Source organism: Tardiphaga sp. 813_E8_N1_3 (genome assembly GCF_051811025.1).
GTDB lineage: Bacteria > Pseudomonadota > Alphaproteobacteria > Rhizobiales > Xanthobacteraceae > Tardiphaga.
In genome coordinates this window covers 951,807-974,596 of sequence record NZ_JBPWQE010000001.1, presented here as the reverse complement: position 1 = coordinate 974,596, position 22,790 = coordinate 951,807, and the positions used below count along the sequence as shown (strand labels likewise).

The following is a 22,790-nucleotide window of genomic DNA, read 5'->3' as shown; positions in this document are numbered from 1 at the left end:
GCCGCCTGATCAGGACCGATAGATAGGGAACGACGCAACCAGCTCGGCGACGCGGCCACGTGCCCTTGCCTCGACCTCCGGCGCTCCTTGGTCTGGCGCGCCGGAATTCGCATCCAGGACGGCGGCAATGAGCTTGCCGACTTCTACGAATTCAGCAACGCCAAAGCCGCGCGACGTCGCGGCCGGTGAGCCGAGCCGGATGCCCGACGTGATGGTCGGCTTCTCCGGATCGAACGGGATACCGTTCTTGTTGCAGGTGATGTTCGCCCGCCCGAGTGCCGCCTCGGCGAGCTTGCCATTCAGATTCTTCGGCCGGACATCGACCAGCATCAGGTGGTTGTCGGTGCCGCCGGTGACGATCGGATAGCCGGCCTTTGAAAGCGTGTCCGCTAGCGCGCGCGCATTGGCAACGACATCGGCCGCATATTGACGGAACGAGGGCTGCAGCGCTTCGCCGAACGATACTGCCTTGGCGGCGATAACATGCATCAGCGGCCCGCCCTGCAATCCCGGGAAGATCGCTGAATTGATCTTCTTGGCGATGTCCTCGTCATTGGTCAGGATCAGTCCGCCGCGCGGGCCACGCAGCGTCTTGTGGGTGGTCGAAGTCACCACATGCGCATGCGGGAACGGTGACGGATGGACGCCGCCGGCCACGAGACCAGCGAAATGCGCCATATCGACGAACAGATAGGCTCCGACCGCATCCGCGATGCGGCGGAACGCAGCAAAATCCCAGAACCGCGAATAGGCCGAACCGCCGGCGACGATCACCTTCGGCTTGTGCTCCACTGCCAACTTCTCGAGTTGCTCCATATCGATGGTGCAGTCGTCGCGGCGAACGCCATAGCTGACGACATTGAACCACTTGCCCGACATGTTCGGCTTGGCGCCATGGGTGAGATGACCGCCTGCCGCAAGATCGAGGCCCATGAAGGTGTCGCCGGGTTTCATCAGCGCCATGAAGACGGCCTGATTCGCTTGGCTGCCGGAATTCGGTTGCACATTGGCATAGCTGCAGCCGAACAGCGTCTTGGCGCGCTGGATAGCCACTTCCTCGACCTCGTCGGCGAAGTGACAGCCGCCGTAATAACGCCGGCCCGGATAGCCTTCGGCATATTTGTTGGTCAGCACCGAGCCCTGAGCCTGCAGCACTGCACGCGATACGATGTTCTCGGATGCGATCAGTTCGATCTCGTCACGCTGCCTGCCGAGTTCTCCGGCAAGCGACGACGAGATGGTCGGGTCTGCTTGGGCGAGATCGGTTGTGAAGAATGCCTCGCGTTCGGCTTGGGTCATGGTCTTCCCTCAACATTCTGCCAGATTGACAGCGAGACCTCCCAGTGAGGTCTCCTTGTATTTCGATTGCATGTCGCGCCCGGTCTCGCGCATCGTCGCGATCACCTTGTCGAGCGGCACCACATGGGTGCCGTCGCCCTGTAATGCGAGCGACGCTGCATTGATCGCCTTCACGGCCCCAAAGGCGTTACGCTCGATGCATGGTATCTGCACCAGCCCCCCGATCGGATCGCAGGTCATGCCGAGGTGATGCTCCATACCGATCTCGGCGGCGTTCTCGATCTGCTCATTGGTGCCGCCGAGCACGGCCGCAAGCCCCGCAGCCGCCATCGAGCAGGCCGAGCCAACCTCGCCCTGGCAGCCGACCTCCGCGCCGGAAATCGATGCATTCATCTTGAACAGCGCGCCGATCGCGGCGGCCGTCAGCAGGAACACGCGCATATTTTCGGGTGACGCCTCGCGGCAATGGTCGCGGAAATAGCGAAGCGTGGCCGGGATGATGCCGGCCGCGCCATTAGTCGGTGCCGTCACCACCTTGCTGCCCGCCGCGTTCTCCTCGTTGACCGCGATCGCATACAGACTGACCCAATCCATCACCTCATGCTGGGCGCGACTGTTCGAACTTGCAGCGGCGACAAGACGCCGATGCAGCGAGGGCGCGCGGCGCTTGACGTTCAGCCCGCCCGGCAGCTGCCCCTCTTTGGTCATGCCGCGATCGATGCAGTCCATCATCACCTGGATGATGCGATCGAGCCGTTGCTCGATCTCGTCCGCCGGAAGCGACGACATCTCGTTGGCCATGACGATCTGCGCAATCGACAGACCGGTTTTCGCACCGATCTCGAGCAGCTGTTTGCCTGACCTGAAAGGATGCGGGACGGGAACGTCCTCGACGATCCCGACCACACCGACCTGCGCTTCCGGAACGACAAAGCCGCCGCCGACTGAGCACCAGCGCTCGCCGTGAAGGACATTGCCGGCCGCATCGAAGGCGGAGAGCGCCAGCGTATTCGGATGGTTTGGCGGCTCGGTTACGCCGTCAAAAACGATGTCATTGGCAAAATCGAACGGGACATTGCGCCGCTCGGCCACCCGCAGCGTGCCCGCCGCGCGGGCGCCATCGACCAGCGTCTCCGCTTCTTCCGGATCGATCGTTTCGGGGAACTTGCCGGCAAGCCCGAGAACGACCGCCTTGTCGGTACCATGGCCACGACCGGTCCAGGCCAGCGAGCCGAACAGCTCGACCTTCACGCGCGCGAGATCCTTCAACAGACCGCGCTCCGCAAGCTGGCTGGCAAACAGCGCCGCGGCCTTCATCGGTCCCATCGTATGCGATGACGACGGCCCGATGCCTATCTTGAAGAGATCGAACGTTCCAATCATCGCACGGTCTCCAGGGCGCAGCCAGGCTGCTAGGACAGGTTTCGCGCTTCGTCGAGGAACTGCCAGACATAGGGCGCGAACGAACGCCATACATCCACATGGAACACGTGCTCTTCAGAACGTGATAGCAGAAGTGATGCCTTGCCCAGCACCGTGCGCGTGCACATGCCGACCGGGAACGCCTTGAGGGACAGATCCAACGGGCAGCCATGGTTCAGCACCAGCGCCGCCGTTGGACCTGCAACCGCGATGCCATCCGAACGATGGCTGACATCCACGAGCGAGCAGGCCTGCACCTGCAACGCTGCCGACATCCCGCCGAATACCTCGATCGGATCCTCGTTCACCGCCTGGAACAACCATTCGTCCGGCCCCAGCCAATAGACCGACCGGCCGCCGACCGCCGCGAAGCGGCAGGCCTCAAGGCTCGGCTTGACGCCAAAATGCGCCCCCGCAGCCTCGACCGCCTCGGTCTTGCCGCGAAACACCAGCTTCGCCGCATCGGGAAGAATCGAGAGCGTCGTGGTGGGCGCAGCAGTGGTGCCGGATGACTGCATTGGGGACAACGCGTTCGAACGCATGACCGCGGGACTAAGCATTCAAACGTTCCCCCTTCGGATCGAACAATATCGAGTCGACGACTTTCGCCTTGATCACACCGTCCGGCATCGGGATCGAGAGCTCCTCACCCATCCGCGAGCGACCGCCGCGAACGAGTGCCAGCGCGATCGAGCGGTTCAGCGTCGCGCTCCAGTAGGAGGAGGTGACATGACCGATCATCGGCACCGGAATCGGATGGGTGGGATCGAGCACGATCTGGGCGCCCTCTTCGAGAACCACCTTGGGGTCCGTCGTCAGCAACCCGACCAGTTGCTTGCGGTCTTCCCTGACCAGCGCCGGCCGCGACAGCGAGCGCTTGCCGACGAAATCCCGCTTCGCCTTGCCGACAGCCCAGCCGAGGCCTGCGTCATCGGGCGTCACCGTGCCGTCGGTTTCCTGGCCGACAATAATGTAACCCTTCTCCGCGCGCAGCACATGCATGGTCTCGGTGCCGTAGGGCGTGATCCCGTAAGGTTTGCCCGCCGCGAAAATCGCTTCCCAGACCGCCCGGCCATAGCCGGCGGGGACGTTGACTTCGAAACCCAGCTCGCCGGTGAACGACACGCGGAACAGCCGCGTCGGCACGCCGCAGATACGTCCTTCGCGGACGCTCATATGCGGCATGGCATCGGCCGACAGATCGATGCCCTCGACCAGCGGCTCCAGCACCTTGCGCGCATTCGGTCCCTGCAAGGCAATGACTGACCATTGCTCGGTGGTCGAAGTGAGCCACACTTCGAGGTCCGACCATTCGGTCTGGAGATAGTCCTCCATCATGGACAGCACGCGGGCCGCACCGCCGGTCGTCGTCGTGACGTGGAAACGATCCGTTGCCATGCGGCCGACGACGCCGTCATCCATGATGAAGCCGTCTTCGCGCAGCATCACGCCATAGCGCAGCCGACCGGGCTCCAGCTTGGTCCAGGCATTGGTGTACATGCGGTTCATGAATTCGGCAGCGTCCTTGCCGACGATCTCAATCTTGCCGAGCGTGGAGGCATCGAAGATGCCGACCGACGCGCGCGTCGCCTTGCATTCGCGCGCGACGGCGGCATGCTTGTCCTCGCCCGCCTTCGGGAAATACCAGGCACGCTTCCAGACGCCGACATCCTCGAACTGTGCGCCCTGCGCTTCCGCCCATGGATGGATACTGGTCTTGCGCACGGGGTCGAACAGATCCCCACGCGATTGGCCGGCAAAGGATCCGAAAGTCGTCGGCGTATAAGGCGGCCGGAACGTGGTCAGGCCGACCTTCGGCACGGCCACGTCGATCTGCTTCGACACGACGCCGAGGGCGTTCATGTTGGACAGTTTGCCCTGGTCGGTGGCCATGCCAGTGGTCGTGTAGCGCTTGACGTGCTCGATCGACCGGAAGCCCTCGCGGGTCGCGAGTCGAACATCCTTGGCCGTCACGTCGTTCTGGAAATCGACCCAGGCGCGCTTTTCCGCCTGATGATCGGCCATCACAGAGCCGATGAACGCATCGGCGCCCACCGACTGGGCGGAGACCGTATAGCTGCGCTCGCCGCGCGGCGAGAAGCCGGCCTTGGCCGCAGCGTCGCGGCCGCCCTTGGCGCCGCTTTCGATGACGCTTTCGAGCGCAAACAGTCCCTTGCACGCCCCGACCGACCGCTCACGCTCGACAGACTCGCCAGGCACATATGCACGCAGCTCTTCGCTGTAGCTGAGCTTGCCGCGGCTCTGCGAGAACAGATGCACCGACGGGGTGAACCCGCCGGACATCAGGATGAGATCGCAAGCCACCGTCTCGGCATCGCCGCCCTGCGCGTTGGAGATCTGCGCCGACTTTACCCGCAGCCAGCCCGATGTGCCGCGAACGATGCTGTCGGAGCGGACCTTGATGCCTTCGGCGCGCGCCTTGTCGACCCAATGGCCTGACACGCTCTTGCGCAGATCCACGATCACCTGGATCTTGGCCCCGGCTGCCTTGAGGTCCAGCGCCGCGCGATAGGCGCTGTCGCAGGCGGTGAACACGACCACCTGCTTGCCCGGCACCACGCCGTACCGATTCACATAGGTCCGGGCAGCACCAGCCAGCATGATGCCCGGCCGGTCATTGTCGGTGAAGACGAGCGGCCGCTCGATCGCGCCGGCGGCCAGCACGACTTCCTTGGCCCTGACCTGCCAGAGCCGCTCACGCGGCTGGTTCGCCGCGGGATTGCTGAGATGGTCGGTGACGCGCTCGTTGAGACCGACAAAATTGTGCGGATACCAGCCGAACGCCGTCGTGCGCGACATCAGCTTCACATTGGGGCGCTTGCGCAATTCATCGAGCGCCGCGCGTGCCCATTCGGCGGCCTGCATGCCGTCGATCGATGCCGAACGATCGGACAGCAGCGAGCCGCCCATCTCCGCCTGCTCGTCGCACAGGATCACGGTGGCATCGCTGTTGCTGGCTTCGAGCGCCGCGGCCAGCCCCGCAGGCCCCGCACCGACGATGAGCACGTCGCAATGCGCAAACACTTGCGTATAGCGATCGGCATCCGGCTCGGCTGGCGCCTTGCCGAGACCCGCCATCCGCCGGATCACCGGCTCATAGAGCTTCTTCCAGGCCGTGCGCGGCCACATGAAGGTCTTGTAGTAGAAACCCGCAGGCAGGAAGGCCGAGAAATATTCGTTGAGGAAGCCGGCATCGGTCTCGAGCGAAGGCCAGCGATTCTGGCTTTCGGCCACCAGCCCATCATAGATCTCGACCTGGGTCGCGAGCAGGTTCGGCGTATAGCGCGACTGGGTCGCGCCCACACCGACCAGCGCATTCGGCTCTTCCGAGCCGGCGGAGACGAAACCGCGCGGCCGGTGATACTTGAACGAACGGCCGACCAGATGCACGCCATTGGCAATCAATGCGGAGGCCAGCGTGTCGCCGGCCAGACCCTGATACGACTTTCCGTCGAACGTGAAATGAACTGTGTTGCGGCTCTTAGCGCCATCGCTGCTTCGTACGCGATACGTATCCCTCATGACTTGGCACCCTGATGTTCGGCTTCGGGGCGCTCGCCAATGCGATAGGTGCGCTTGATGACGTCCGTGGTCGTGTCGCGGCTGGCATTGAAAAAACGGCCGCAGCCATTGGCGTGCCGCCAGCGCTCGTGATGCAGACCCTTGGTGTTGTCGCGCATATAGAGATAGGCGGCCCACTCCTCGTCATTGAGGCTCATCGGGTCCGCCGGGCGGGCGATATGCGCCTGCCCGCCATTGGCGAACTCGGCTTCCGGGCGCGGCCCGCAATAGGGGCAATTGATCAACAGCATCTTGTTTTCCCCGCTATCAATGCGCCACGGCGGCCGCGGCCGCTTCGTCGATCACGGCACCATCGCGGAATCGCTCGATGGTGAACGGCGCATTGATCTTGTTCGGCTCGTCCTTGGCGATCGTGCTGGCGAACACCTCGCCCGATCCTGGCGTCGCCTTGAAGCCACCGGTGCCCCAGCCGCAATTGACGTAGAGGCCGGACACCGGCGTCTTCGCCACGATCGGCGAGCGATCCGGCGTGACATCGACGATGCCGCCCCAATTGCGCAGCATGCGCAGACGCCGGAACGCCGGCACCAGTTCGCAGATCGCATCCAGCGTATGATTGACGATGTGCAGGCCGCCGCGCTGCGTATAGGACGTGTAGACGTCCGTTCCTGCGCCGATCACCATCTCGCCTTTGTCCGACTGCGAGATATAGGCGTGGATCGTGTTCGACATCACCACGCAGGGAAAGATCGGCTTGACCGGCTCGCTGACCAGCGCTTGCAGCGGGAAGCTTTCCAGCGGCAGACGCACGCCGGCCATATTCATCACCGTGCTGGTATTGCCGGCCGCGACGACGCCGATGCGCTTCGCATTGATGCTGCCGCGCGTCGTATCGACGCCGACCACCTCGCCAGTCGGCGCGCGGCGCATGCCGGTGACTTCGCAATTCTCGATAATATCCACGCCGAGCGCGTCGGCAGCGCGGGCATAACCCCAGGCCACGGCGTCATGGCGTGCGGTGCCACCGCGGCGCTGCAGCGCGCCACCAAGGATCGGATAGCGCATAGACCCACCGACATTCAGCGGCGGACAGAATTCTTTGCATTCCTCCGGCGACAGCCATTCATTGTCGATGCCGTTGAGACGGTTGGCATGAACATGTCGCTTGAAGCTCTGCACATCGTGAATGTTGTGCGCCAGCATCAAGACGCCGCGTGGCGAATACATGACGTTGTAGTTCAGTTCCTGCGAGAGGCCTTCCCACAGCTTGAGGGCGTGCTCGTAGATTCCAGCGCTTTCATCGAACAGATAGTTGGAGCGAATGATCGTGGTGTTGCGGCCGGTATTTCCGCCGCCGATCCAACCCTTTTCCAGAACCGCAACATTTTTAACGCCGTAGCGGCTGGCCAGATAGTAGGCCGTTGCAAGCCCGTGGCCACCGCCGCCAATGATGATGACGTCGTAGCCCGACTTCGGTTCAGGCGAACGCCACTGTCGCTGCCAGCCGGCATGACCGGTCAGCCCTGCCCGTAGTAATGAAAGCGCTGAAAATTTCTGCATGGCTGTCCACGTTGTGATTGAACGGAGCCTACAACTCGCTGCCGCTTCGCGGCCAGCATCAGCCCGCCAATCATGTTGGATCAGAGCGACATCGGCACGCCGCAGGTTTGCAAGGCCGCGACACGAAACACGTAGATTTGCGACAACCCGCGCGGCTTCGCTCGCCGGGCTCTCGAATTTGCGACGTATCCATGCGACACGGATCGCTACCATGGAGACAGGACGGCATGCCCCGGGCGCGCGCAGTCCCGCCACCGACGATCAAGGACACGCAGAATGAGCATCGAACGCAGCGACGAGATTCTTCAATACCTCAAGGACAAGTCGATCGCGGTGGAGACGTTCGAACACCCGCCCGTGCATACGGTGGAAGAGTCGCGTGCGCTGCGCGGCGACATTCCCGGCATTCACACCAAGAACCTGTTCCTCCGCGACGGCAAGAAACGGTTCTTCCTGTTCGTCACCGACGAAACCGCGACCGTTCACCTGAAGTCGCTGGCAAAGACGATCGGTGCCAAAGGCGGGCTGTCATTTGGAAGCGCGGAAGCCCTGAAGGAATTGCTTGGGATCGAACCGGGATCGGTCTCGATTCTGGCGCTCTACAACGATGCCAATCAAGCGGTCACTCCCGTCATCGATGTGCGCTTGCGGTCGGCGGAGCGCATCAATTGCCACCCCGTCATCAACAGCCGCACGACATCGCTGTCGGTCAACGCACTCGACACATTCCTCGCTGCAATCGGTCGTGAGGCCCTGTTCGCGATGCCGGAAGAGCCGCCGTCCAACGGCTGACCCTCCCCTGCCGTCCTCACCCGCGGGCCTATTGGTTGCAGCGGCCTACAACCGCAGCCTCCGGGTTCCAGAGACGCGTCGAGCCGACACACGCAAGGCGAGACGCTTCCCGCTCTTGCACCTGCCGTAATGTACTTTTAGGATCAGACCGTCAAAAATACCTGCCCCAGCGCGTTGGAGACATGTAATGATGCGACATGGCTTCGTTTTGGAGGTCGTCTCACGGCGATCACACGGAGTGCCATTCGACCATATGGTGAATGCTAAGGTAGGGTGATGCAGCCAAAGGTCCGTCCGCTTCGCGTTGGCTTCATTCTCACGAAGAACTTCACGCTGACCGCGCTGGCGAGCTTCGTGGACGTGCTGCGTCTCGCCGCAGATGAGGGTGACAACAGCCGTCCGATCCGGTGCCAATGGCACATCATGGCCGAAACGGACGAGCCGATCCGCGCGAGCTGCGGCCTGCTCATGTATCCGAATTCCCGGTTCCTTGATCCGCGCGAACTCGACTACCTCGTCGTCGTTGGCGGCCTCCTACATCAAGGTCCGCAGATCGACGAGAAGACCAAGCGATACCTGCTGGAGGCCGCACAGACCAAGGTGGACCTCATCGGCGTCTGCACCGGCAGCTTCGTGCTGTGGCGGTTGGGCCTGCTCAATCAAAAGAAATGCTGCATCAGTTGGTACCACTATCGCGACTTTCTGGAAGAATTCGGCGAGACGCTCCCGGTGGCCGATCAGCTCTTCGTCATCGACGGCAACCGCATCACCTGTTCCGGCGGTATGGGTGTTGCCTATCTCGCCGCGCATATCGTCGAACAGCGCATGGGCTTGTCGAGCGCGCAGAAGGCGCTCCACATTATGCTGATCGATCGCATGAAACCGGGGTCATCGGCTCAATCGGCGCCGCCGACCGAATTTGCCGAGACCGACGGGCGAATCTCGCGCGCGCTACTGATGATGGAACAGAACCTATCCGCGCCGCTGTCGGTCGCGCGATTGGCTGGCAAGGTCAGTCTGAGCACGCGGCAACTCGAGCGCCTCTTCAAAGAGGAAACCGGACAGTCGCCGCAGGCCACCTATCTGCGGCTCCGGCTGAAGCATGCGCGCTGGATGCTGAAGACCGACCTGTCGCTGGCCGCCATCGCCGCCGAAACCGGCTTCGTCGACGGCTCGCATCTCAGCAAGGCCTTCAAAGCTGCATTCGGCTCCAACCCGTCCGAGGAACGCCGCAAGGCGATCGGACAACCCCAAGGACCGGACGTCGGCGAAGGCCGGCGCGTCTTCAGTCTGGCTTAGACGACAGAGCTGGTAGACATGCAACACGCCAACGACCTGATCATTCGCCCCGCCGAGCCGACCGACCGGACCGACATCTGGTCGGTCATCGAGCCGACCATCCGTGCAGGGACCACCTACGCATTGGACCCGTTCATGACGAAGGACGATGCATTGTCCTACTGGCACAGTCCGGACAAACGGACATTTGTTGCCGAGCGCCAGGGACAGATCGTGGGATCCTATTATCTCCGTGCCAACCAGGACGGTGGTGGCAGCCACGTGGCCAATTGCGGCTACATGACGCTGGCGAGCGCGCAAGGCAGCGGTGTGGCGCGCAGTATGTGCCTACACTCGCTCGACAACGCCAAAAATTCCGGATTTCGCGCGATGCAATTCAACTGTGTCGTGAGCAACAACACGCGCGCCGTAAAACTCTGGACGACGTTGGGCTTCGCGATCGTCGGGCGGTTGCCTGAGGCTTTTCGGCTTCCAACTGGCGAATATGTTGATGCGCTCGTGATGTTTCGTAAGCTTGATGCTCAATGACGGCGGCAAAACGGACATGCTAGACGCCCTGTTCGCGCATTGGGACTCCATCTCGCGCCGCGAGCAGCTACGAGAGGCTTCTTTCCAACATCTTCAGGCGCCCGGGCCTGATGGCCGCGATTTCGGCGCAAGGTCGGGCTGTTCGACGCGGGACCGGGGCGAGCGTCGGTCATATCGCGCAGCCGGCTCGTACGCCTCGGCCAGAACGCACGGGCGACGCTGAGCTGCTTCTGCCCAGACCGAATGTTGGCCCATTTGGCATCGATCTCAGCGAGTGCCTAAGCGTGCCGCCGTTTGGCTTCAACGGGGTCCCTAGTTTGAAGACTTCGCTTCTCTTCGCGCTTGCCCACAAGCAATTGTAATCGTCTGGAACGCGCTTGCGCAGCCGGTACATGCCGCTCTTCGGATGCTTCCAAGGACGACTCATAGCAAGGATCATGCGCACCACCCGTGTGTACCAATTGGGTAGCGCTAAGTCTTTGATCCTGCTTATTTGTCTTGGAAAACAGAGGCTTAGGGGGGACAATGGTGCCCAGGGGCGGGATCGAACCACCGACACTGCGATTTTCAGTCGCATGCTCTACCAACTGAGCTACCTGGGCGCCGCCCCGGATCAGGTCCAGGGAGCGCCGGTTTATAGTCAGGCAAATCGGCCCTGTCCACCCGCCCGATGGGATTTCTGTGAACGAAGATTTTGCCGTCAAAACAATGGGAAATGGGAGCTTCGGACTGGCTTGGACCGCGCGAATGCCCGTCGAGCCTATTCGGCGTCCTCGTCATCCGTCGGTTTGCCGGGAATCGCATAGGAGCCCGACAGCCAGCGGTTGAGATCGACGTCGCGACAACGCTCGGAGCAGAACGGCTTGGAGGCCTCCACGACGGGCTTGCCGCAGATCGGGCACGGCTTTTCGCCGGGTTTGGACACCTTAGCTTGCATTCAACCAGCCGAAACGGATCGGGAAACCTTCGCCACCCAGCAGGGAGACGGTCTCGTAGAGCGGCAGGCCCACGATATTGGTATAGGAGCCGACCATCTTGACCACGAAGGAACCGGCAATGCCCTGCACAGCGTAGCCGCCGGCTTTGCCGCGCCATTCGCCGGAGCCGATATAGGTCGAGATGTCTTCTTCGTTAAGGCGCTTGAAGCGCACCTTGGTCTCGATCAGCCGCTGCCGGAAGCTTTCCTTGGGGGTGACGATGCAGACCGCCGTGTAGACGCGGTGGTTGCGGCCCGACAGCAGCCGCAGACACTGCGAGGCCTCATCGACCAGTTCTGCCTTGGGCAGGATGCGGCGACCGACGGCCACCACGGTATCTGCAGCGAGAATGAACGCGCCGCGGAGTTCGTCGTCGAGCTGGACTGATTTCAGCGCCGCTTCCGCCTTGGCGCGAGCCAGGCGATTGGCGCAGGCGCGCGGCAGTTCGCCCCGCTTCGGGGTCTCGTCGACATCGGCGGGGCGCAGCGCATCGGGCTCGATCCCGGCCTGATTGAGCAGGCTGAGACGACGGGGCGAACCGGAGGCGAGAACGAATTTGGGACGGCCGAGCATGCTGGCTGATGATCCTGGAAATGCGGCCGGAACCTATCGGAAGCCCCCTGCTTCGACAACCGCGGTGCGGTTATTTAACCGCTGGCAGCACTGCCTTTGGCGAAACGCTTGCGGATGCGCAGTAGCAGGCCGTCGCAGACCTCGCGATAGGCGGCCAGTTTCTGTTCACGATTACCTTCGGTTCCCGTCGGGTCCACCGTCGGCCAGTATTCGACCTCGGCGGCATCGGTGCGCGTCAGGTCCAGCGCCTTGTGATGCGCCTCCGGCGACAGCGTGATGATGAGATCGAAATTGAGCCCTTCCCAATCATCGAGTTCCTCGAAGGTCATGGGCTTATGTCTGGAGATGTCCTGGCCGAGTTCGGCCATCACGGCCACCGCGAAGGGATCGAGCTCGCCCTTCTTCACCCCGGCAGATTTCACATACAGCGCCTGCGGAAACATCTGCTGCAACAGGCTGGCGGCCATCGGCGAGCGCACGCTATTCTGGCCACAGGCAAACAACACCGCCTGCGGCGTACGCGCGCGTGGCGGCGCGGCCATCAGCGACTAGCCTTTCCAGTGAAGGACGGAGATCAACGTGAACAGCCGTCGCGACGTCTCGAAATCGACGCGTACCTTGCCGGCCAGTCTTTCCTGCAATGTCCGCGAGCCTTCGTCGTGGATGCCGCGGCGCCCCATGTCGATGGCTTCGATCTTGTCCGGCGTGGCGGTACGGATCGCCTGATAGTAGCTGTCGCAGATCATGAAGTAGTCTTTCACAATGCGGCGGAACGGCCCCAGCGACAATAGGTGCGCGACGACAGGCGTGCCGTCCTCGCGGCGGATGTCGAACATCAGCCGGCTGCCGGTGATGCCGATGTGCAGCGTAAACGGGCCGACATGCGCGCCTTCCGGCGCAAACAGATTCTGCTCGATCAGGTCGTAGATCGCGATCGCGCGCTCATGCTCGATATCCGGCCCGGAACGGCCGATCGATTCCTCATCGAGCGTCACCGCCACGATGCGGTTGTTGCTGTCATCCTCTGGTGGAGGGGCGTTACTCATCGCAAATTGAGGCGCAATCCGACCGAACGTGCGTGGGCATCGAGGCCTTCGGCCTTGCCCAGCGTCATCGCAGCCGGTCCCAGCGCCCGCAGCTGATCTGGCCCGCACTTCAGGATCGATGTTCGCTTCATGAAGTCAAGTACGCCGAGGCCCGACGAGAACCGCGCCGAGCGTGCGGTCGGCAGCACGTGGTTGGAGCCGCCGACATAATCGCCAATCGCTTCCGGCGTATGGCCGCCGAGGAAGATGGCGCCAGCATTGTGTATCTTGAGCGAGAACGCCTCAGGATCGGCCGTCATGATTTCGAGATGTTCGGCGGCGATGGCGTTGGCGAGCGGCACGGCGTCATCGAGCGTCTCGACCAGAATGACCGCGCCGAAATCCTCCCACGACGCACGCGCGATCTCGGCGCGCGGCAGTGTGGTGAGCTGGGCCTCGACGGCAAGGATAACATCGTCCGCAAGGCGCTCGCTGTCGGTGATCAGGATCGACTGCGCGTTGACGTCGTGCTCCGCCTGCGCCAACAGATCGGCGGCAATCCAGTCGGCATTGGCGGTGTCGTCGGCGACAACAAGCACTTCCGACGGACCTGCGATCATGTCGATGCCGACCTTGCCAAACACCTGCCGTTTGGCGGCGGCCACATAAGCGTTGCCCGGGCCGACGATCTTGGCCACTGGCGCGATGGTCGCGGTCCCGTAAGCGAGCGCGGCCACGGCCTGCGCGCCACCTACGCGGTAGATTTCGGACACGCCACCGAGCTTTGCGGCGGCTAGCACCAGCGGATTGAGCTTGCCGTCCGGCGACGGCACCACCATCACCACGCGCTCGACGCCGGCGACCTTCGCCGGCACAGCATTCATCAGCACCGACGATGGATAGGCGGCCGTGCCGCCGGGCACGTAGAGACCGACAGCTTCAATGGCGCTCCAGCGCCAGCCAAGCTCGACCCCGAGAGCATCGGTGAAGCGGTCGTCCTTGGGCAGCTGGCGCTTGTGAAACAGTTCGATGCGGTCGCGAGCGAATGTCAGGGCATCCACTGTCTCTGCATCGCAGGCCGCCACGGCGGCATCGACTTCGGCCGCGGTCACGCGCAGGCCGGAGGCCTGGAGGTCCAGCCGATCGAACTTGCGGGTGGCCTCCAGCAGCGCTGCGTCGCCGCGTGCCGCGACGTCATCGACGATGGCGCGGGTGGCGGCCTCGATATCGGCCGCGACTTCGCGCTTCATGGTCAGGAAGGCATTGAAGCGCTGGGTGAAATCGGCGCTGGCGGTATCGATACGAATTGGCATTCTGGTGTTCCGGCGGGGCCTTGCCGGCCAAGGCCCCCTGCTCAATGGCGCGGCGGCAAAGGGCCGTCAACCCTGTGCTGCTATGGAAAGGATGAATAGCGGATCAGGCGTCCAGACCGGAAGCCTCGGTACCGGCATCGCTGGTCAGATCGTCCGGGCCGAGATCGGCCAGTTCGACCTCAAGGCACTCCACGTCGAGCCGCAGGGCACCGCCGCCGGCAAACATCAGGACCGCGCTGCCGCTCGGCGCCTCGCCAGGATGGAATTCGATGCCGAACAGTTCCAGCGCGATATCGGGCGTGTCGAGATCGATATCGCGGGACTTGCAGGCCAGCACGCGGTCGAAGCGCAGCGCCGAAACCAGCCGGCGCGGCGTCACCTCACCCGAAATTGCCTGGTCCCAGTCGAGCCGGCTCATGCCGACCACCAGCCGCTTTTCGCTCTGCCGCCAGATAATGTCGCCGACATTAACGGCGGCATCCTGCACATGCGCGGAAATCACCGCGAGGTCGTCGGCATCCAGTGCAATTAGCTTGCGTTGACCCGTCACGACGCCCCCTAGAGAACCCTATCCGCTGATGCGCTCGATGGTGGCGCCGCAGGCGGACAGCTTTTCCTCGAGCCGCTCGAAGCCACGATCGAGATGATAGATGCGGTTGACCATGGTCTCGCCTTCCGCGACGAGGCCAGCGATCACCAGAGAGACCGAGGCGCGCAGATCGGTCGCCATCACGGGCGCGCCGCGCAGCTTGGCGGTGCCGTCGATGGTCGCGGTTTCACCGTCGAGGTGAATCCGCGCGCCGAAGCGTGCCAGCTCCTGCACATGCATGAAGCGGTTTTCGAAGATCGTCTCGGTGATATGCGACGACCCCTTTGCCGTGGTCATCAGCGCCATCAACTGCGCCTGAAGATCTGTCGGGAAACCCGGGAATGGCGCCGTCGACACGTTCACCGGCTTGATGCCGGCGCCATTGCGGGCGACGCGGATTCCGTCGTTGTTCGGCGTCACCGTTGCGCCTGCTTCGACCAATACGTCGAGCGCTGCCTGCAGCAGTTCAGGCCGTGCGCCGGAGAGCTGCACGTCGCCGCCGGTCATGGCGACCGCCATGGCATAGGTGCCGGTCTCAATGCGATCCGGCAGCACGGTGTGGCGCGTGCCATTCAGCTTGGCCACGCCCTCGATCGTGATCGTCGTGGTGCCGGCGCCGGAGATGCGCGCGCCCATCTTGTTCAGGCAGTCGGCAACGTCGACGATTTCCGGCTCGCACGCCGCGTTGTTGATAATGGTCGTGCCCTTGGCCAACGTCGCGGCCATCAGCGCCACATGGGTGCCGGACACAGTGACCTTCGCAAAATCGATCTCGGCCCCCTTGAGGCCGCCGGGAGCCTTGGCGATGACATAGCCGCCGTCGATGGTGAGGTCGGCGCCGAGCTTCTCCAGCGCCATGATCAGCAGATCCACCGGACGGGTGCCGATGGCGCAGCCGCCTGGCAGCGAGACCTTGGCTTCATGCATGCGCGCCAGCAGCGGCGCGATCACCCAGAAGGACGCGCGCATCTTCGAGACCAACTCGTAGGGCGCTGTCGTGTCGATGATGTTGGCGGCGGAGATATGCAGGGTCTGGCCCTGATATTCATGATCGCCGGGGCGCTTGCCCGCCGACATGATGTCCACGCCGTGATTGCCGAGAATGCGCTGCAACTGCGCGACGTCGGCCAGACGCGGCACGTTGTCGAGAATCAGCGTCTCGTCGGTCAACAGACCGGCGATCATCAATGGCAGCGCCGCGTTTTTGGCGCCCGAAATCGGGATCGTGCCATTGAGTTTGCTGCCGCCGACGATGCGAATGCGATCCATACCGATTCCCGCTGATTGCTGTGCCCTGACTATAGGGCGGATGGCCTCTTTAAAGCAAAAGTGTCGAAATTTGCGGTTTTTCGATGAGGCCTGCAGCAAATCTGAAAAAGGGCCGAATCGGCCCGTTTACGCTCCGACCAGATTGATATCCAGTGTCTCCAGAATGGGCTTCGGATAGCCGTTGCGAACCACCCGGATCATGGCGCGGCCGATATTTTCGGACGTGGTGACATATTTCGGGGCGAGCCGGTTGAGCAGCGCCCAGAGCGGCGCCGTAGCCGTGTAAATGGCCTGAATCCATGCAGTCTTCGAGCGCACGCCATGCAGCGGTTGGATGCCGCCTGGACGAAACATATAGGCCGCCTTGAACGGCAGCTTGAGCAAGTCGTTCTCGGTTTTGCCCTTGACCCGCGCCCACATCACGCTGCCCTGCTCGGTGCTGTCAGTACTCTGGCCGGTGACATAAACGAAGGTCATCGCCGGATTGAGCCGCACCAGCGTCTTCGCCACCGCGAGGGTGATGTCGTAGGTGACCCGGCGATAGTCCGGCTCGCTCATACCCAGCGAAGAAACCCCGAGGCAAAACAGGCAGGCGTCATACCCCGTCAGGTCAGGCGCGATGGCCGACAGGTCGAAAAGATCGCTATGCGTGATCTCACGCAGTTTTGCATCGCGTCGCCCGGTGGGGCTGCGGCCGACCACGAGCACGCTCTCGACATCGGGATCGAGCAGGCACTCGCGGAGTGCGCCTTGCCCGACCATGCCGGTCGCACCGAACAGAATGACTTTCATTGGAATTCCTTTGGATGACTGACAGTTGATCGAGCGGCGCAATCAGGCGGCAATCGCGACCTGATCGAACGACGTGCCAGTGAGCGCAGCGGAGACTTCCCACAGCCGCGCAGCGACGGCGGCATCCTGCGCCCGCGGCATGATCTTCGCGGGAGCCGGTGGCCCCTTCAATTCGTAGAAGCCGTTCGGGCCGTAATAGCCAGCTGGCTTCGCATCGGGTGAGGTAGCCGCAAACAGTGTGGGCAAGGCACCGGCGGCCGCTGAATGGCTCAGCGGACGCAGCAACCAGCTTCCGAGCCCCATCAAGCCGCCGCTGCCGGGACCGTTCGGAATGAGATCGGTGAGCGCGTAACCGGGATGCGTGGCATTGCTCATCAGACCCCAGCCTGCGGCATCGCTGCGCCGCTGAAGCTCGATCGCGAAGATCAGCATCGCCAGCTTCGACTGCTGATAGGCTTTCCAGGGCTTGTAGAACGTCGCGCCCTGGAGATCGTCGAAATCGATCAGGCCCGAACGATGCGCCATACTGCTGAGATTGACCACCCGTGGTGCCTTGTTGCGGCGAAGTACCGGGAGCAGACGCGCGGTGAGCGCATAGTGACCGAGATAATTGGTACCGAGCTGCATCTCGAAGCCGTCGGCAGTGGTCTGGCGCGTCGGCAGCGCCATCACGCCAGCATTATTAATCAGGAGATCAAGCGACGCATACATTGCATCGAAACGGCGCGCGAAAGTAGCGACCGAATCCAGACTGGCGAGATCGAGGTGCTCATAGCTGATGATCGCATCGGCATGTCGCTCGCAGATACGCTCGATCGCAGCACTCCCCGTGGCGTCGCTACGGCCAGTCAGCACCACTTCTGCGCCTGCGCCTGCCAGCGCCATTGCCGTCTCGAAGCCGAGGCCGCCTGTCGCCCCGGTCACCACGGCCAGTTTGCCGGTCATGGGCGGAATATGGTCGATGCTCCAGTCCGTCATGCTTATATCTCCCCAGGATCGAGAATCGTTGCGCGGCGCGGCCGCGGGACATAAATGTGCACTCAGTGCAAACTTGCAATAGGTGCAGATCGAGGATTGTTGTGACCGCCAGGATGCCGGCTAAGCCGAGGAAAACAGAAGCGGAATCGGTTGCGGCACCTGCTGCGCTGCCGACCGGCCTGCGCGAAAGGAAGCGCCAGCAGACGCGAGAGCGGCTGACCAAGGTCGCGATGGAGCTGTTTCTCAAGCGCGGTTTCGAGGAAACGACGCTGGACGACATTGCGGCCGCCGCAGAGATCTCGCGCCGCAGCTTCTTCCATTATTTCGCGTCGAAGGAAGACCTCGTTCTGGCGTGGCAGGATGCCAGCACGGATTTCCTTGTGGCCGCGATCGCCGCAAGGCCCACGGACGAGCCGATGCTGCTGGCCGCGGAAAATGCCTTGCTCTCGATGGCGCAGCAGCTCGAGAGCTCCGAGGCGATCGCCATGGCGCGATTGAAGCACGGCAATCCCGCGCTGCGCGCGCGCGACCACGGGAAATACGAGAAGATGGAGCGCGCCATCGCTGCTGCGCTCGGCAACCGCGCGAAGGATAAATCCGGTCAATTACAGGCGCGGCTGGTCGCCATGATCACGACGGGCGCGATGCGGATCGGCGGCGAGATCTGGCTGGCGCAGGGCGCAAGCGAAAGACCCGAGGCACTTGTGAAGCGCACCTTCAGTGAGATACGGGCGATCCTCGGAGAATCGCCCGCCCGAAAAGGCAAAGCCTAACGATTATCGGCGAAAGATCGCCGCCCTGCGATCAAGCGAAGCCGCCCGACAATGGGCGAAACTTCTTGATCGCGAGGAAGGTCGTGACGACGAAAAACACCAGCACGATGCCCTGAACGATCGCAAAAGGCGGCTCGCTGGGTGGCACGCTCGGTGCCAGCGCGTGCAGCGGCGGGACCTTCAGGAAGCTCTGGATCACCAGCACGAACACATTGAAATAAAGCGAGATCATCGCGGTCAGCACGTAAATCCAGCGCCAGGGCCCCGCCAGCTTCTGGCCGTACAGCGCTAGACAGGCGACCGCCAGCAGCACCAGCGAAATGATGCCGATGACATGCGACGGCAGCAGTTTTTCGACCGGGAAGAAGAAGCCGGTCACGCTGGTCAGGATCGTCGTTAGCAGAAACAGACCGGTCCAGCCGGGCATCGGCTTTGACTTCAGCAACCCGACCATTGCAACAAGGCCCGCGACGATGCCGATCAGGCTGATCACCACATGAAGCAACGTGAACGTTGCCAAGCTCATTCCCAAGACCATGATGCACCCCTGCTTTAGAACTTTTCAAATCTTAGGGTGCGGCGCGAGAACTTGCCAATGGTTTTTGGCTGATAGTCATCATATAGATTTGCGTGCAAGGCGGCGTTTCGTTCAAGACTTTCGCGTTCGATCAATAGAACCGCGCAATCTACTTGTTGAGAAACTCAACCAGTTTCGGGATCACCTGATCGGGGGCTTCTTCCATCAGCCAATGGCCTGAGCCTTTGACGATAACGCCGTCCACATTGCTGGCGACGAGGCGCCCTTGCTCGATCAGGAAGGACCCACCGGCCTTCTCACCGGAGAGAACCAGCATCGGCATTGGCAGTTTGGTCTTGGCAAGTTCAGCAAACTCGGCGGCATCTTTCTCAAAAGCGCGGAAGACCTCGAAACCGGCTGCCATGTGGCCGGGCTTCGCATAGGCCTTGGCGTAAAACACGCGGTCCTTTTCCGGCACCGACTTCTTCGGGTCCGCCGCGAAATCATTCCAGAAGTGTTCGAGGTAAATGCGCTCGCGGCCCGCTACCAGCGCCAGCGGCGTCTTGCCGTAGAAATGAAAATGCCAGAGATCGCGCAGCAGCCAGACATGGGTCCAGTCGCCGACGCCGGGCAGGAACGCATCCATCAGCGCGATACGATCGACCTCGGCCGGATATTGCGCAGCATAGGCATAGGCGACCATCAGACCGATGTCGTGCCCGACAATTTTCACCTTGGGATATTTCAGGCCGACCACCAGCGCATGGATATCGCGCGCCATCGCCGCCTTGGTGTAGCCATCAGCCGGCGCGTCGGAATCGCCGAAGCCACGCAGATCTGGCGCGATCACCGTATGACTGGCCGCAAGTTTCGCGATCAGCGGGCGCCACATATGGCTGGTCTCGGCATAGCCGTGCAACAGCACGATCGGATCGCCCTTGCCCGCAATGAAATAGTGCAGCTTGACGCCGTTGACTGTAGCAAAGCGGCTTTGCGGGGCTTGCGCTGAAGCGGCTGCGGAAAGAAATGGCGCCGCCAGGACGGCCACCAGCATGCCGAGCAAAGCCCGGCGTCCAATCGTGAAGATAAGCATTACTTCCCCGCTGAAACGTCCGCCCGCGTCGGGCGATGATATCAATAGTAGCGCGGAATCGGCCCGTTGTGCGGAGTCTTTCGATCCGACAAATCGAACATCACTTCATCGACATAGCACCAGCCCCAGCCTTCGGGCGGATCGTAGCCTTCGATGATCGGATGCTTCGTGGCGTGGAAATGCTTGGTCGCGTGCTTGTTCGGGGAATCGTCGCAGCAGCCGACATGACCGCAAGTCCGGCAGATCCGCAAGTGCACCCACATACTGCCCGTCTTCAGGCATTCCTCGCAGCCGAGTGCGCTGGGCGTCACATCGCGGATGCCGGAAATATGCGTGCAGCCTTTGGGCATGATGATCTCCCGTTATGAGCTCAAAGGGTCGGTGTGGCCGTATCGCCGAGAAAACCATGCAGCGCCGCCACCACCTGGGCGCCCTCGCCGATCGCGCCACCGACACGCTTCACCGAACCCGAGCGCACATCACCGACCGCAAAGACACCGGACACCGACGTCTCCAGCGCCTGCACGCTGCGGCCATTGGTGGGAATGCCGGTGATGATGAAGCCATGACGATCGAGGGTGACGCCGCAATCCGCCAGCCATTCGGTGGCGGGGTCGGCGCCGACGAACAGGAACAGATTGCGGATGTCCGCGCACGACTCCTCGCCGGACAGTCGACTGCGGGTGCAGATCCGTTCGAGCCCCGCCTCCTGCGTCCCCTCCAGCGCCACGACTTCGGTGTTGAAGACCAGCTCAATATTCGGTGTCGCCTCGATGCGCTCGATCAGATAGCGCGACATGCTGGCGCCGAGGCCGCCGCCGCGGATCACCATATGCACCTTGTTGGCCTGGCTCGCGAGAAACACCGCCGCCTGCCCCGCCGAATTACCGCCACCGACCAGATAGATTTCCTGCTCCCTGCAGAGCCGGGCCTCGATCGGAGATGCCCAGTACCAGACGCCACGACCTTCGAAATCGGCGAGCCGCTCGATATCCGGCCGTCGATAGCGTGCGCCCGATGCCACCACGATGGCCTTGGCACGCATGACATCGCCATCATCCAACTCCAGCGCGAACAATCCGTCCTTGCGTGAACAGTCCAGCGACTTCACGGCCGCCGGGATCATGATATCGGCGCCGAATTTCTGTGCCTGATTGAAGGCCCGTGCCGTCAGCGCCATGCCGGAGATGCCGGTCGGGAAACCGAGATAATTCTCGATCCGCGCGCTGGCGCCGGCCTGTCCTCCGAATGACTTGGCATCGCACACCGCGATCGACAGACCTTCCGACGCGCCATACACCGCGGTGGACAGGCCCGCAGGTCCGCTGCCGACGATGGCAACGTCATAGGTCTTGCCCTTGGCGATATGGCTGATCATGCCCATCGCGCGGGCCAGTTCGGAGAATGACGGATTGCGCAGCACCGTGCCGTCGGCCACCACCACCAGCGGCAGATCCTCTGGCGACGGCGTATAGCGCGCGATCAGATCGGCGGCATCCTTGTCCGTTGCGGGATCGAGCAGATGATGCGGATAGCCGTTGCGGCTGAGAAAGCCCTGCAGGCGGATGACATCGCTGGAATTGGCGGTGCCGATGAAAGCCGGACCGCCACCGCTGCCCTGTAGGAGGTTCACACGACGCAGGATCAGCGCACGCATGATGCGCTCGCCCAGATCCGCTTCCGCGATCAGCAGCGCGCGCAGCCGTTCCGGCGGAATCAGCAGCGTCTCGACATCGCCTTCAGCATGACCGTCAACCAGCGCAACGCGGCCCGACAGTTGCGCGATCTCGGCCACGAACTGTCCAGTGCACTGATCGGCCACCGGCGTGATGCGGCCGAAACCGTCGCGCTGGGTGATCGTCACATGTCCGGACAACACCACGAACATGCCGGGACCCGGCTTGCCGGTCTCGAACAGGCAATCGCCATCCTTGTAATGCCGGATCTCACCGAAGCGGCGCATCCTCTCGATCTCCGCCGCCGTCAGCACGGGAAAAGTCTGATCGTGACGTGGCAGCGCCGCCCGCGGCGCATAGACCGGCAGCTCGGCGCTGGATGATGCCTGGGATTCTGATGACATTTAAACTCGCATGCTCACGCGGCGGACAGGTGCCATCAATCCCGATCGGGATCGACGGGTCTTGAACAGAAGTCCTGTATCTTATCGGCATCCGATGACGCCTCGACTGCAACGGCATCGCCGGCCTGACTGGCGCGCCCGCGCATTTGCAACTTCCGGCGCTTAAGATTTTCACGCAGCGCCTGGCGCAGCCTGTCCTGACGGGCAGCTGCACTTTCCTTGGCGGGTTTGCTCGGCGTATCGGTCATGGCTGTCATGGTCGATCGAATGGCGTGCACAGATGCGCCAGATTGGATCCTGTGACCCATACATAACCGCCTTCAACGGATCACGCGAGATATCGACTTCGAGGTGATGGTCCGGCCAAT

Annotated in this window: 24 protein-coding genes and 1 tRNA gene; 4 read left to right on the top strand and 21 right to left on the bottom strand. The window is 62.6% G+C overall.

Annotated features, from left to right (window positions below; all coding sequences use genetic code 11):
• Positions 1-9: 9 nt before the first annotated feature.
• The 6 genes from glyA to AB8A33_RS04575 are packed head-to-tail and all read right to left on the bottom strand — an operon-like array spanning position 10 to position 7,824.
• Positions 10-1,299, bottom strand: a complete 1,290-nt coding sequence (gene glyA / locus AB8A33_RS04600; protein WP_439091647.1) for a serine hydroxymethyltransferase — start codon at positions 1,297-1,299, stop codon at positions 10-12.
• Positions 1,300-1,308: 9 nt separating this feature from the next.
• A complete protein-coding gene (locus AB8A33_RS04595; RefSeq protein ID WP_439091645.1) occupies positions 1,309-2,682 on the bottom strand; it encodes an L-serine ammonia-lyase in 1,374 nt (457 codons plus the stop codon).
• A gap of 29 nt (positions 2,683-2,711) precedes the next feature.
• Positions 2,712-3,281 (bottom strand): sarcosine oxidase subunit gamma, encoded by a 570-nt coding sequence (locus AB8A33_RS04590; RefSeq protein WP_439091643.1) that lies wholly within the window; start codon positions 3,279-3,281, stop codon positions 2,712-2,714.
• The gene (locus AB8A33_RS04585) at positions 3,274-6,264 is read right to left on the bottom strand and encodes a sarcosine oxidase subunit alpha (RefSeq protein ID WP_439091642.1); all 2,991 of its coding nucleotides are present in this window, start codon (positions 6,262-6,264) and stop codon (positions 3,274-3,276) included. Before AB8A33_RS04585 ends, AB8A33_RS04590 begins: the two co-directional genes overlap by 8 nt.
• Complete coding sequence (locus tag AB8A33_RS04580) at positions 6,261-6,554, bottom strand: sarcosine oxidase subunit delta (protein WP_439091640.1); 294 nt, start codon at positions 6,552-6,554, stop codon at positions 6,261-6,263. The genes AB8A33_RS04585 and AB8A33_RS04580 overlap by 4 nt, the downstream gene beginning before the upstream one ends.
• Before the next feature lie 16 nt (positions 6,555-6,570).
• Positions 6,571-7,824, bottom strand: a complete 1,254-nt coding sequence (locus tag AB8A33_RS04575) for a sarcosine oxidase subunit beta family protein (protein ID WP_439091638.1) — start codon at positions 7,822-7,824, stop codon at positions 6,571-6,573.
• 276 nt (positions 7,825-8,100) lie between these two features.
• Between AB8A33_RS04575 and AB8A33_RS04570 the strand changes: the two genes are divergently transcribed.
• From AB8A33_RS04570 to AB8A33_RS04560, 3 genes are all read left to right on the top strand, one after another.
• A complete protein-coding gene (locus AB8A33_RS04570) occupies positions 8,101-8,616 on the top strand; it encodes a prolyl-tRNA synthetase associated domain-containing protein (RefSeq protein ID WP_439091636.1) in 516 nt (171 codons plus the stop codon).
• 276 nt (positions 8,617-8,892) lie between these two features.
• Complete coding sequence (locus tag AB8A33_RS04565) at positions 8,893-9,915, top strand: GlxA family transcriptional regulator (protein WP_439091635.1); 1,023 nt, start codon at positions 8,893-8,895, stop codon at positions 9,913-9,915.
• 36 nt (positions 9,916-9,951) lie between these two features.
• A complete protein-coding gene (locus AB8A33_RS04560; RefSeq protein ID WP_439095855.1) occupies positions 9,952-10,443 on the top strand; it encodes a GNAT family N-acetyltransferase in 492 nt (163 codons plus the stop codon).
• A 526-nt stretch (positions 10,444-10,969) separates the two neighbouring features.
• On the opposite strand, the gene AB8A33_RS04555 is transcribed toward AB8A33_RS04560, so the two are convergent.
• From AB8A33_RS04555 to AB8A33_RS04510, 10 genes are all read right to left on the bottom strand, one after another.
• A tRNA-Phe gene (locus AB8A33_RS04555) sits at positions 10,970-11,045 on the bottom strand.
• A 158-nt stretch (positions 11,046-11,203) separates the two neighbouring features.
• A complete protein-coding gene (gene yacG / locus AB8A33_RS04550) occupies positions 11,204-11,380 on the bottom strand; it encodes a DNA gyrase inhibitor YacG (protein ID WP_439091633.1) in 177 nt (58 codons plus the stop codon).
• Complete coding sequence (locus tag AB8A33_RS04545) at positions 11,370-11,993, bottom strand: Maf-like protein (RefSeq protein ID WP_068734776.1); 624 nt, start codon at positions 11,991-11,993, stop codon at positions 11,370-11,372. The genes yacG and AB8A33_RS04545 overlap by 11 nt, the downstream gene beginning before the upstream one ends.
• 74 nt (positions 11,994-12,067) lie before the next feature.
• Positions 12,068-12,535 (bottom strand): low molecular weight phosphatase family protein, encoded by a 468-nt coding sequence (locus tag AB8A33_RS04540; RefSeq protein ID WP_439091631.1) that lies wholly within the window; start codon positions 12,533-12,535, stop codon positions 12,068-12,070.
• Between the two features lie 6 nt (positions 12,536-12,541).
• On the bottom strand, positions 12,542-13,039 hold the full coding sequence (locus AB8A33_RS04535) for a UPF0262 family protein (RefSeq protein ID WP_089266102.1): 498 nt from the start codon (positions 13,037-13,039) through the stop codon (positions 12,542-12,544).
• Positions 13,036-14,331, bottom strand: coding sequence for a histidinol dehydrogenase (hisD, locus tag AB8A33_RS04530; protein WP_439091630.1), 1,296 nt, complete (start codon positions 14,329-14,331; stop codon positions 13,036-13,038). Before hisD ends, AB8A33_RS04535 begins: the two co-directional genes overlap by 4 nt.
• A 103-nt stretch (positions 14,332-14,434) precedes the next feature.
• Positions 14,435-14,881: a DUF2948 family protein gene (locus AB8A33_RS04525; RefSeq protein WP_439091628.1), complete on the bottom strand. Its 447-nt coding sequence runs from the start codon at positions 14,879-14,881 to the stop codon at positions 14,435-14,437.
• 18 nt (positions 14,882-14,899) lie between these two features.
• Entirely contained in the window at positions 14,900-16,189 is a 1,290-nt protein-coding gene (gene murA / locus AB8A33_RS04520) for a UDP-N-acetylglucosamine 1-carboxyvinyltransferase (protein WP_439091626.1), read from the bottom strand.
• A 126-nt stretch (positions 16,190-16,315) separates the two neighbouring features.
• On the bottom strand, positions 16,316-16,981 hold the full coding sequence (locus AB8A33_RS04515) for an epimerase (protein ID WP_439091624.1): 666 nt from the start codon (positions 16,979-16,981) through the stop codon (positions 16,316-16,318).
• A gap of 42 nt (positions 16,982-17,023) precedes the next feature.
• On the bottom strand, positions 17,024-17,959 hold the full coding sequence (locus AB8A33_RS04510) for an SDR family oxidoreductase (protein ID WP_439091623.1): 936 nt from the start codon (positions 17,957-17,959) through the stop codon (positions 17,024-17,026).
• 101 nt (positions 17,960-18,060) lie between these two features.
• Here AB8A33_RS04510 and AB8A33_RS04505 point away from each other — a divergent pair, with 101 nt between their 5' ends.
• Entirely contained in the window at positions 18,061-18,732 is a 672-nt protein-coding gene (locus tag AB8A33_RS04505; RefSeq protein ID WP_439091622.1) for a TetR/AcrR family transcriptional regulator, read from the top strand.
• Positions 18,733-18,763: 31 nt separating this feature from the next.
• Here AB8A33_RS04505 and AB8A33_RS04500 read toward each other — a convergent pair whose 3' ends face one another.
• The 5 genes from AB8A33_RS04500 to AB8A33_RS04480 all read right to left on the bottom strand — a co-directional run bounded on the left by AB8A33_RS04500 (position 18,764) and on the right by AB8A33_RS04480 (position 22,679).
• Entirely contained in the window at positions 18,764-19,270 is a 507-nt protein-coding gene (locus tag AB8A33_RS04500) for a hypothetical protein (RefSeq protein WP_439091620.1), read from the bottom strand.
• 148 nt (positions 19,271-19,418) lie between these two features.
• Positions 19,419-20,342 (bottom strand): alpha/beta fold hydrolase, encoded by a 924-nt coding sequence (locus tag AB8A33_RS04495; RefSeq protein ID WP_439091618.1) that lies wholly within the window; start codon positions 20,340-20,342, stop codon positions 19,419-19,421.
• A 41-nt stretch (positions 20,343-20,383) separates the two neighbouring features.
• A complete protein-coding gene (locus AB8A33_RS04490; protein WP_092145281.1) occupies positions 20,384-20,692 on the bottom strand; it encodes a UBP-type zinc finger domain-containing protein in 309 nt (102 codons plus the stop codon).
• A 20-nt stretch (positions 20,693-20,712) separates the two neighbouring features.
• The gene (locus tag AB8A33_RS04485) at positions 20,713-22,422 is read right to left on the bottom strand and encodes an FAD-dependent oxidoreductase (protein WP_439091617.1); all 1,710 of its coding nucleotides are present in this window, start codon (positions 22,420-22,422) and stop codon (positions 20,713-20,715) included.
• Positions 22,423-22,457: 35 nt separating this feature from the next.
• On the bottom strand, positions 22,458-22,679 hold the full coding sequence (locus tag AB8A33_RS04480; protein WP_439091615.1) for a hypothetical protein: 222 nt from the start codon (positions 22,677-22,679) through the stop codon (positions 22,458-22,460).
• Between the last annotated feature and the right edge of the window lie 111 nt (positions 22,680-22,790).

What these genes read in the sequence shown, in the direction of transcription:
- glyA (WP_439091647.1), bottom strand. Translation starts at nt 1,299, where the DNA reads ATGACCCAAGCCGAACGCGAGGCATTCTTCACAACCGATCTCGCCCAA.
- AB8A33_RS04595 (WP_439091645.1), bottom strand. Translation starts at nt 2,682, where the DNA reads ATGATTGGAACGTTCGATCTCTTCAAGATAGGCATCGGGCCGTCGTCA.
- AB8A33_RS04590 (WP_439091643.1), bottom strand. Translation starts at nt 3,281, where the DNA reads ATGCTTAGTCCCGCGGTCATGCGTTCGAACGCGTTGTCCCCAATGCAG.
- AB8A33_RS04585 (WP_439091642.1), bottom strand. Translation starts at nt 6,264, where the DNA reads ATGAGGGATACGTATCGCGTACGAAGCAGCGATGGCGCTAAGAGCCGC.
- AB8A33_RS04580 (WP_439091640.1), bottom strand. Translation starts at nt 6,554, where the DNA reads ATGCTGTTGATCAATTGCCCCTATTGCGGGCCGCGCCCGGAAGCCGAG.
- AB8A33_RS04575 (WP_439091638.1), bottom strand. Translation starts at nt 7,824, where the DNA reads ATGCAGAAATTTTCAGCGCTTTCATTACTACGGGCAGGGCTGACCGGT.
- AB8A33_RS04570 (WP_439091636.1), top strand. Translation starts at nt 8,101, where the DNA reads ATGAGCATCGAACGCAGCGACGAGATTCTTCAATACCTCAAGGACAAG.
- AB8A33_RS04565 (WP_439091635.1), top strand. Translation starts at nt 8,893, where the DNA reads ATGCAGCCAAAGGTCCGTCCGCTTCGCGTTGGCTTCATTCTCACGAAG.
- yacG (WP_439091633.1), bottom strand. Translation starts at nt 11,380, where the DNA reads ATGCAAGCTAAGGTGTCCAAACCCGGCGAAAAGCCGTGCCCGATCTGC.
- AB8A33_RS04545 (WP_068734776.1), bottom strand. Translation starts at nt 11,993, where the DNA reads ATGCTCGGCCGTCCCAAATTCGTTCTCGCCTCCGGTTCGCCCCGTCGT.
- AB8A33_RS04540 (WP_439091631.1), bottom strand. Translation starts at nt 12,535, where the DNA reads ATGGCCGCGCCGCCACGCGCGCGTACGCCGCAGGCGGTGTTGTTTGCC.
- AB8A33_RS04535 (WP_089266102.1), bottom strand. Translation starts at nt 13,039, where the DNA reads ATGAGTAACGCCCCTCCACCAGAGGATGACAGCAACAACCGCATCGTG.
- hisD (WP_439091630.1), bottom strand. Translation starts at nt 14,331, where the DNA reads ATGCCAATTCGTATCGATACCGCCAGCGCCGATTTCACCCAGCGCTTC.
- murA (WP_439091626.1), bottom strand. Translation starts at nt 16,189, where the DNA reads ATGGATCGCATTCGCATCGTCGGCGGCAGCAAACTCAATGGCACGATC.
- AB8A33_RS04515 (WP_439091624.1), bottom strand. Translation starts at nt 16,981, where the DNA reads ATGAAAGTCATTCTGTTCGGTGCGACCGGCATGGTCGGGCAAGGCGCA.
- AB8A33_RS04510 (WP_439091623.1), bottom strand. Translation starts at nt 17,959, where the DNA reads ATGACGGACTGGAGCATCGACCATATTCCGCCCATGACCGGCAAACTG.
- AB8A33_RS04500 (WP_439091620.1), bottom strand. Translation starts at nt 19,270, where the DNA reads ATGGTCTTGGGAATGAGCTTGGCAACGTTCACGTTGCTTCATGTGGTG.
- AB8A33_RS04495 (WP_439091618.1), bottom strand. Translation starts at nt 20,342, where the DNA reads ATGCTTATCTTCACGATTGGACGCCGGGCTTTGCTCGGCATGCTGGTG.
- AB8A33_RS04490 (WP_092145281.1), bottom strand. Translation starts at nt 20,692, where the DNA reads ATGCCCAAAGGCTGCACGCATATTTCCGGCATCCGCGATGTGACGCCC.
- AB8A33_RS04485 (WP_439091617.1), bottom strand. Translation starts at nt 22,422, where the DNA reads ATGTCATCAGAATCCCAGGCATCATCCAGCGCCGAGCTGCCGGTCTAT.
- AB8A33_RS04480 (WP_439091615.1), bottom strand. Translation starts at nt 22,679, where the DNA reads ATGACAGCCATGACCGATACGCCGAGCAAACCCGCCAAGGAAAGTGCA.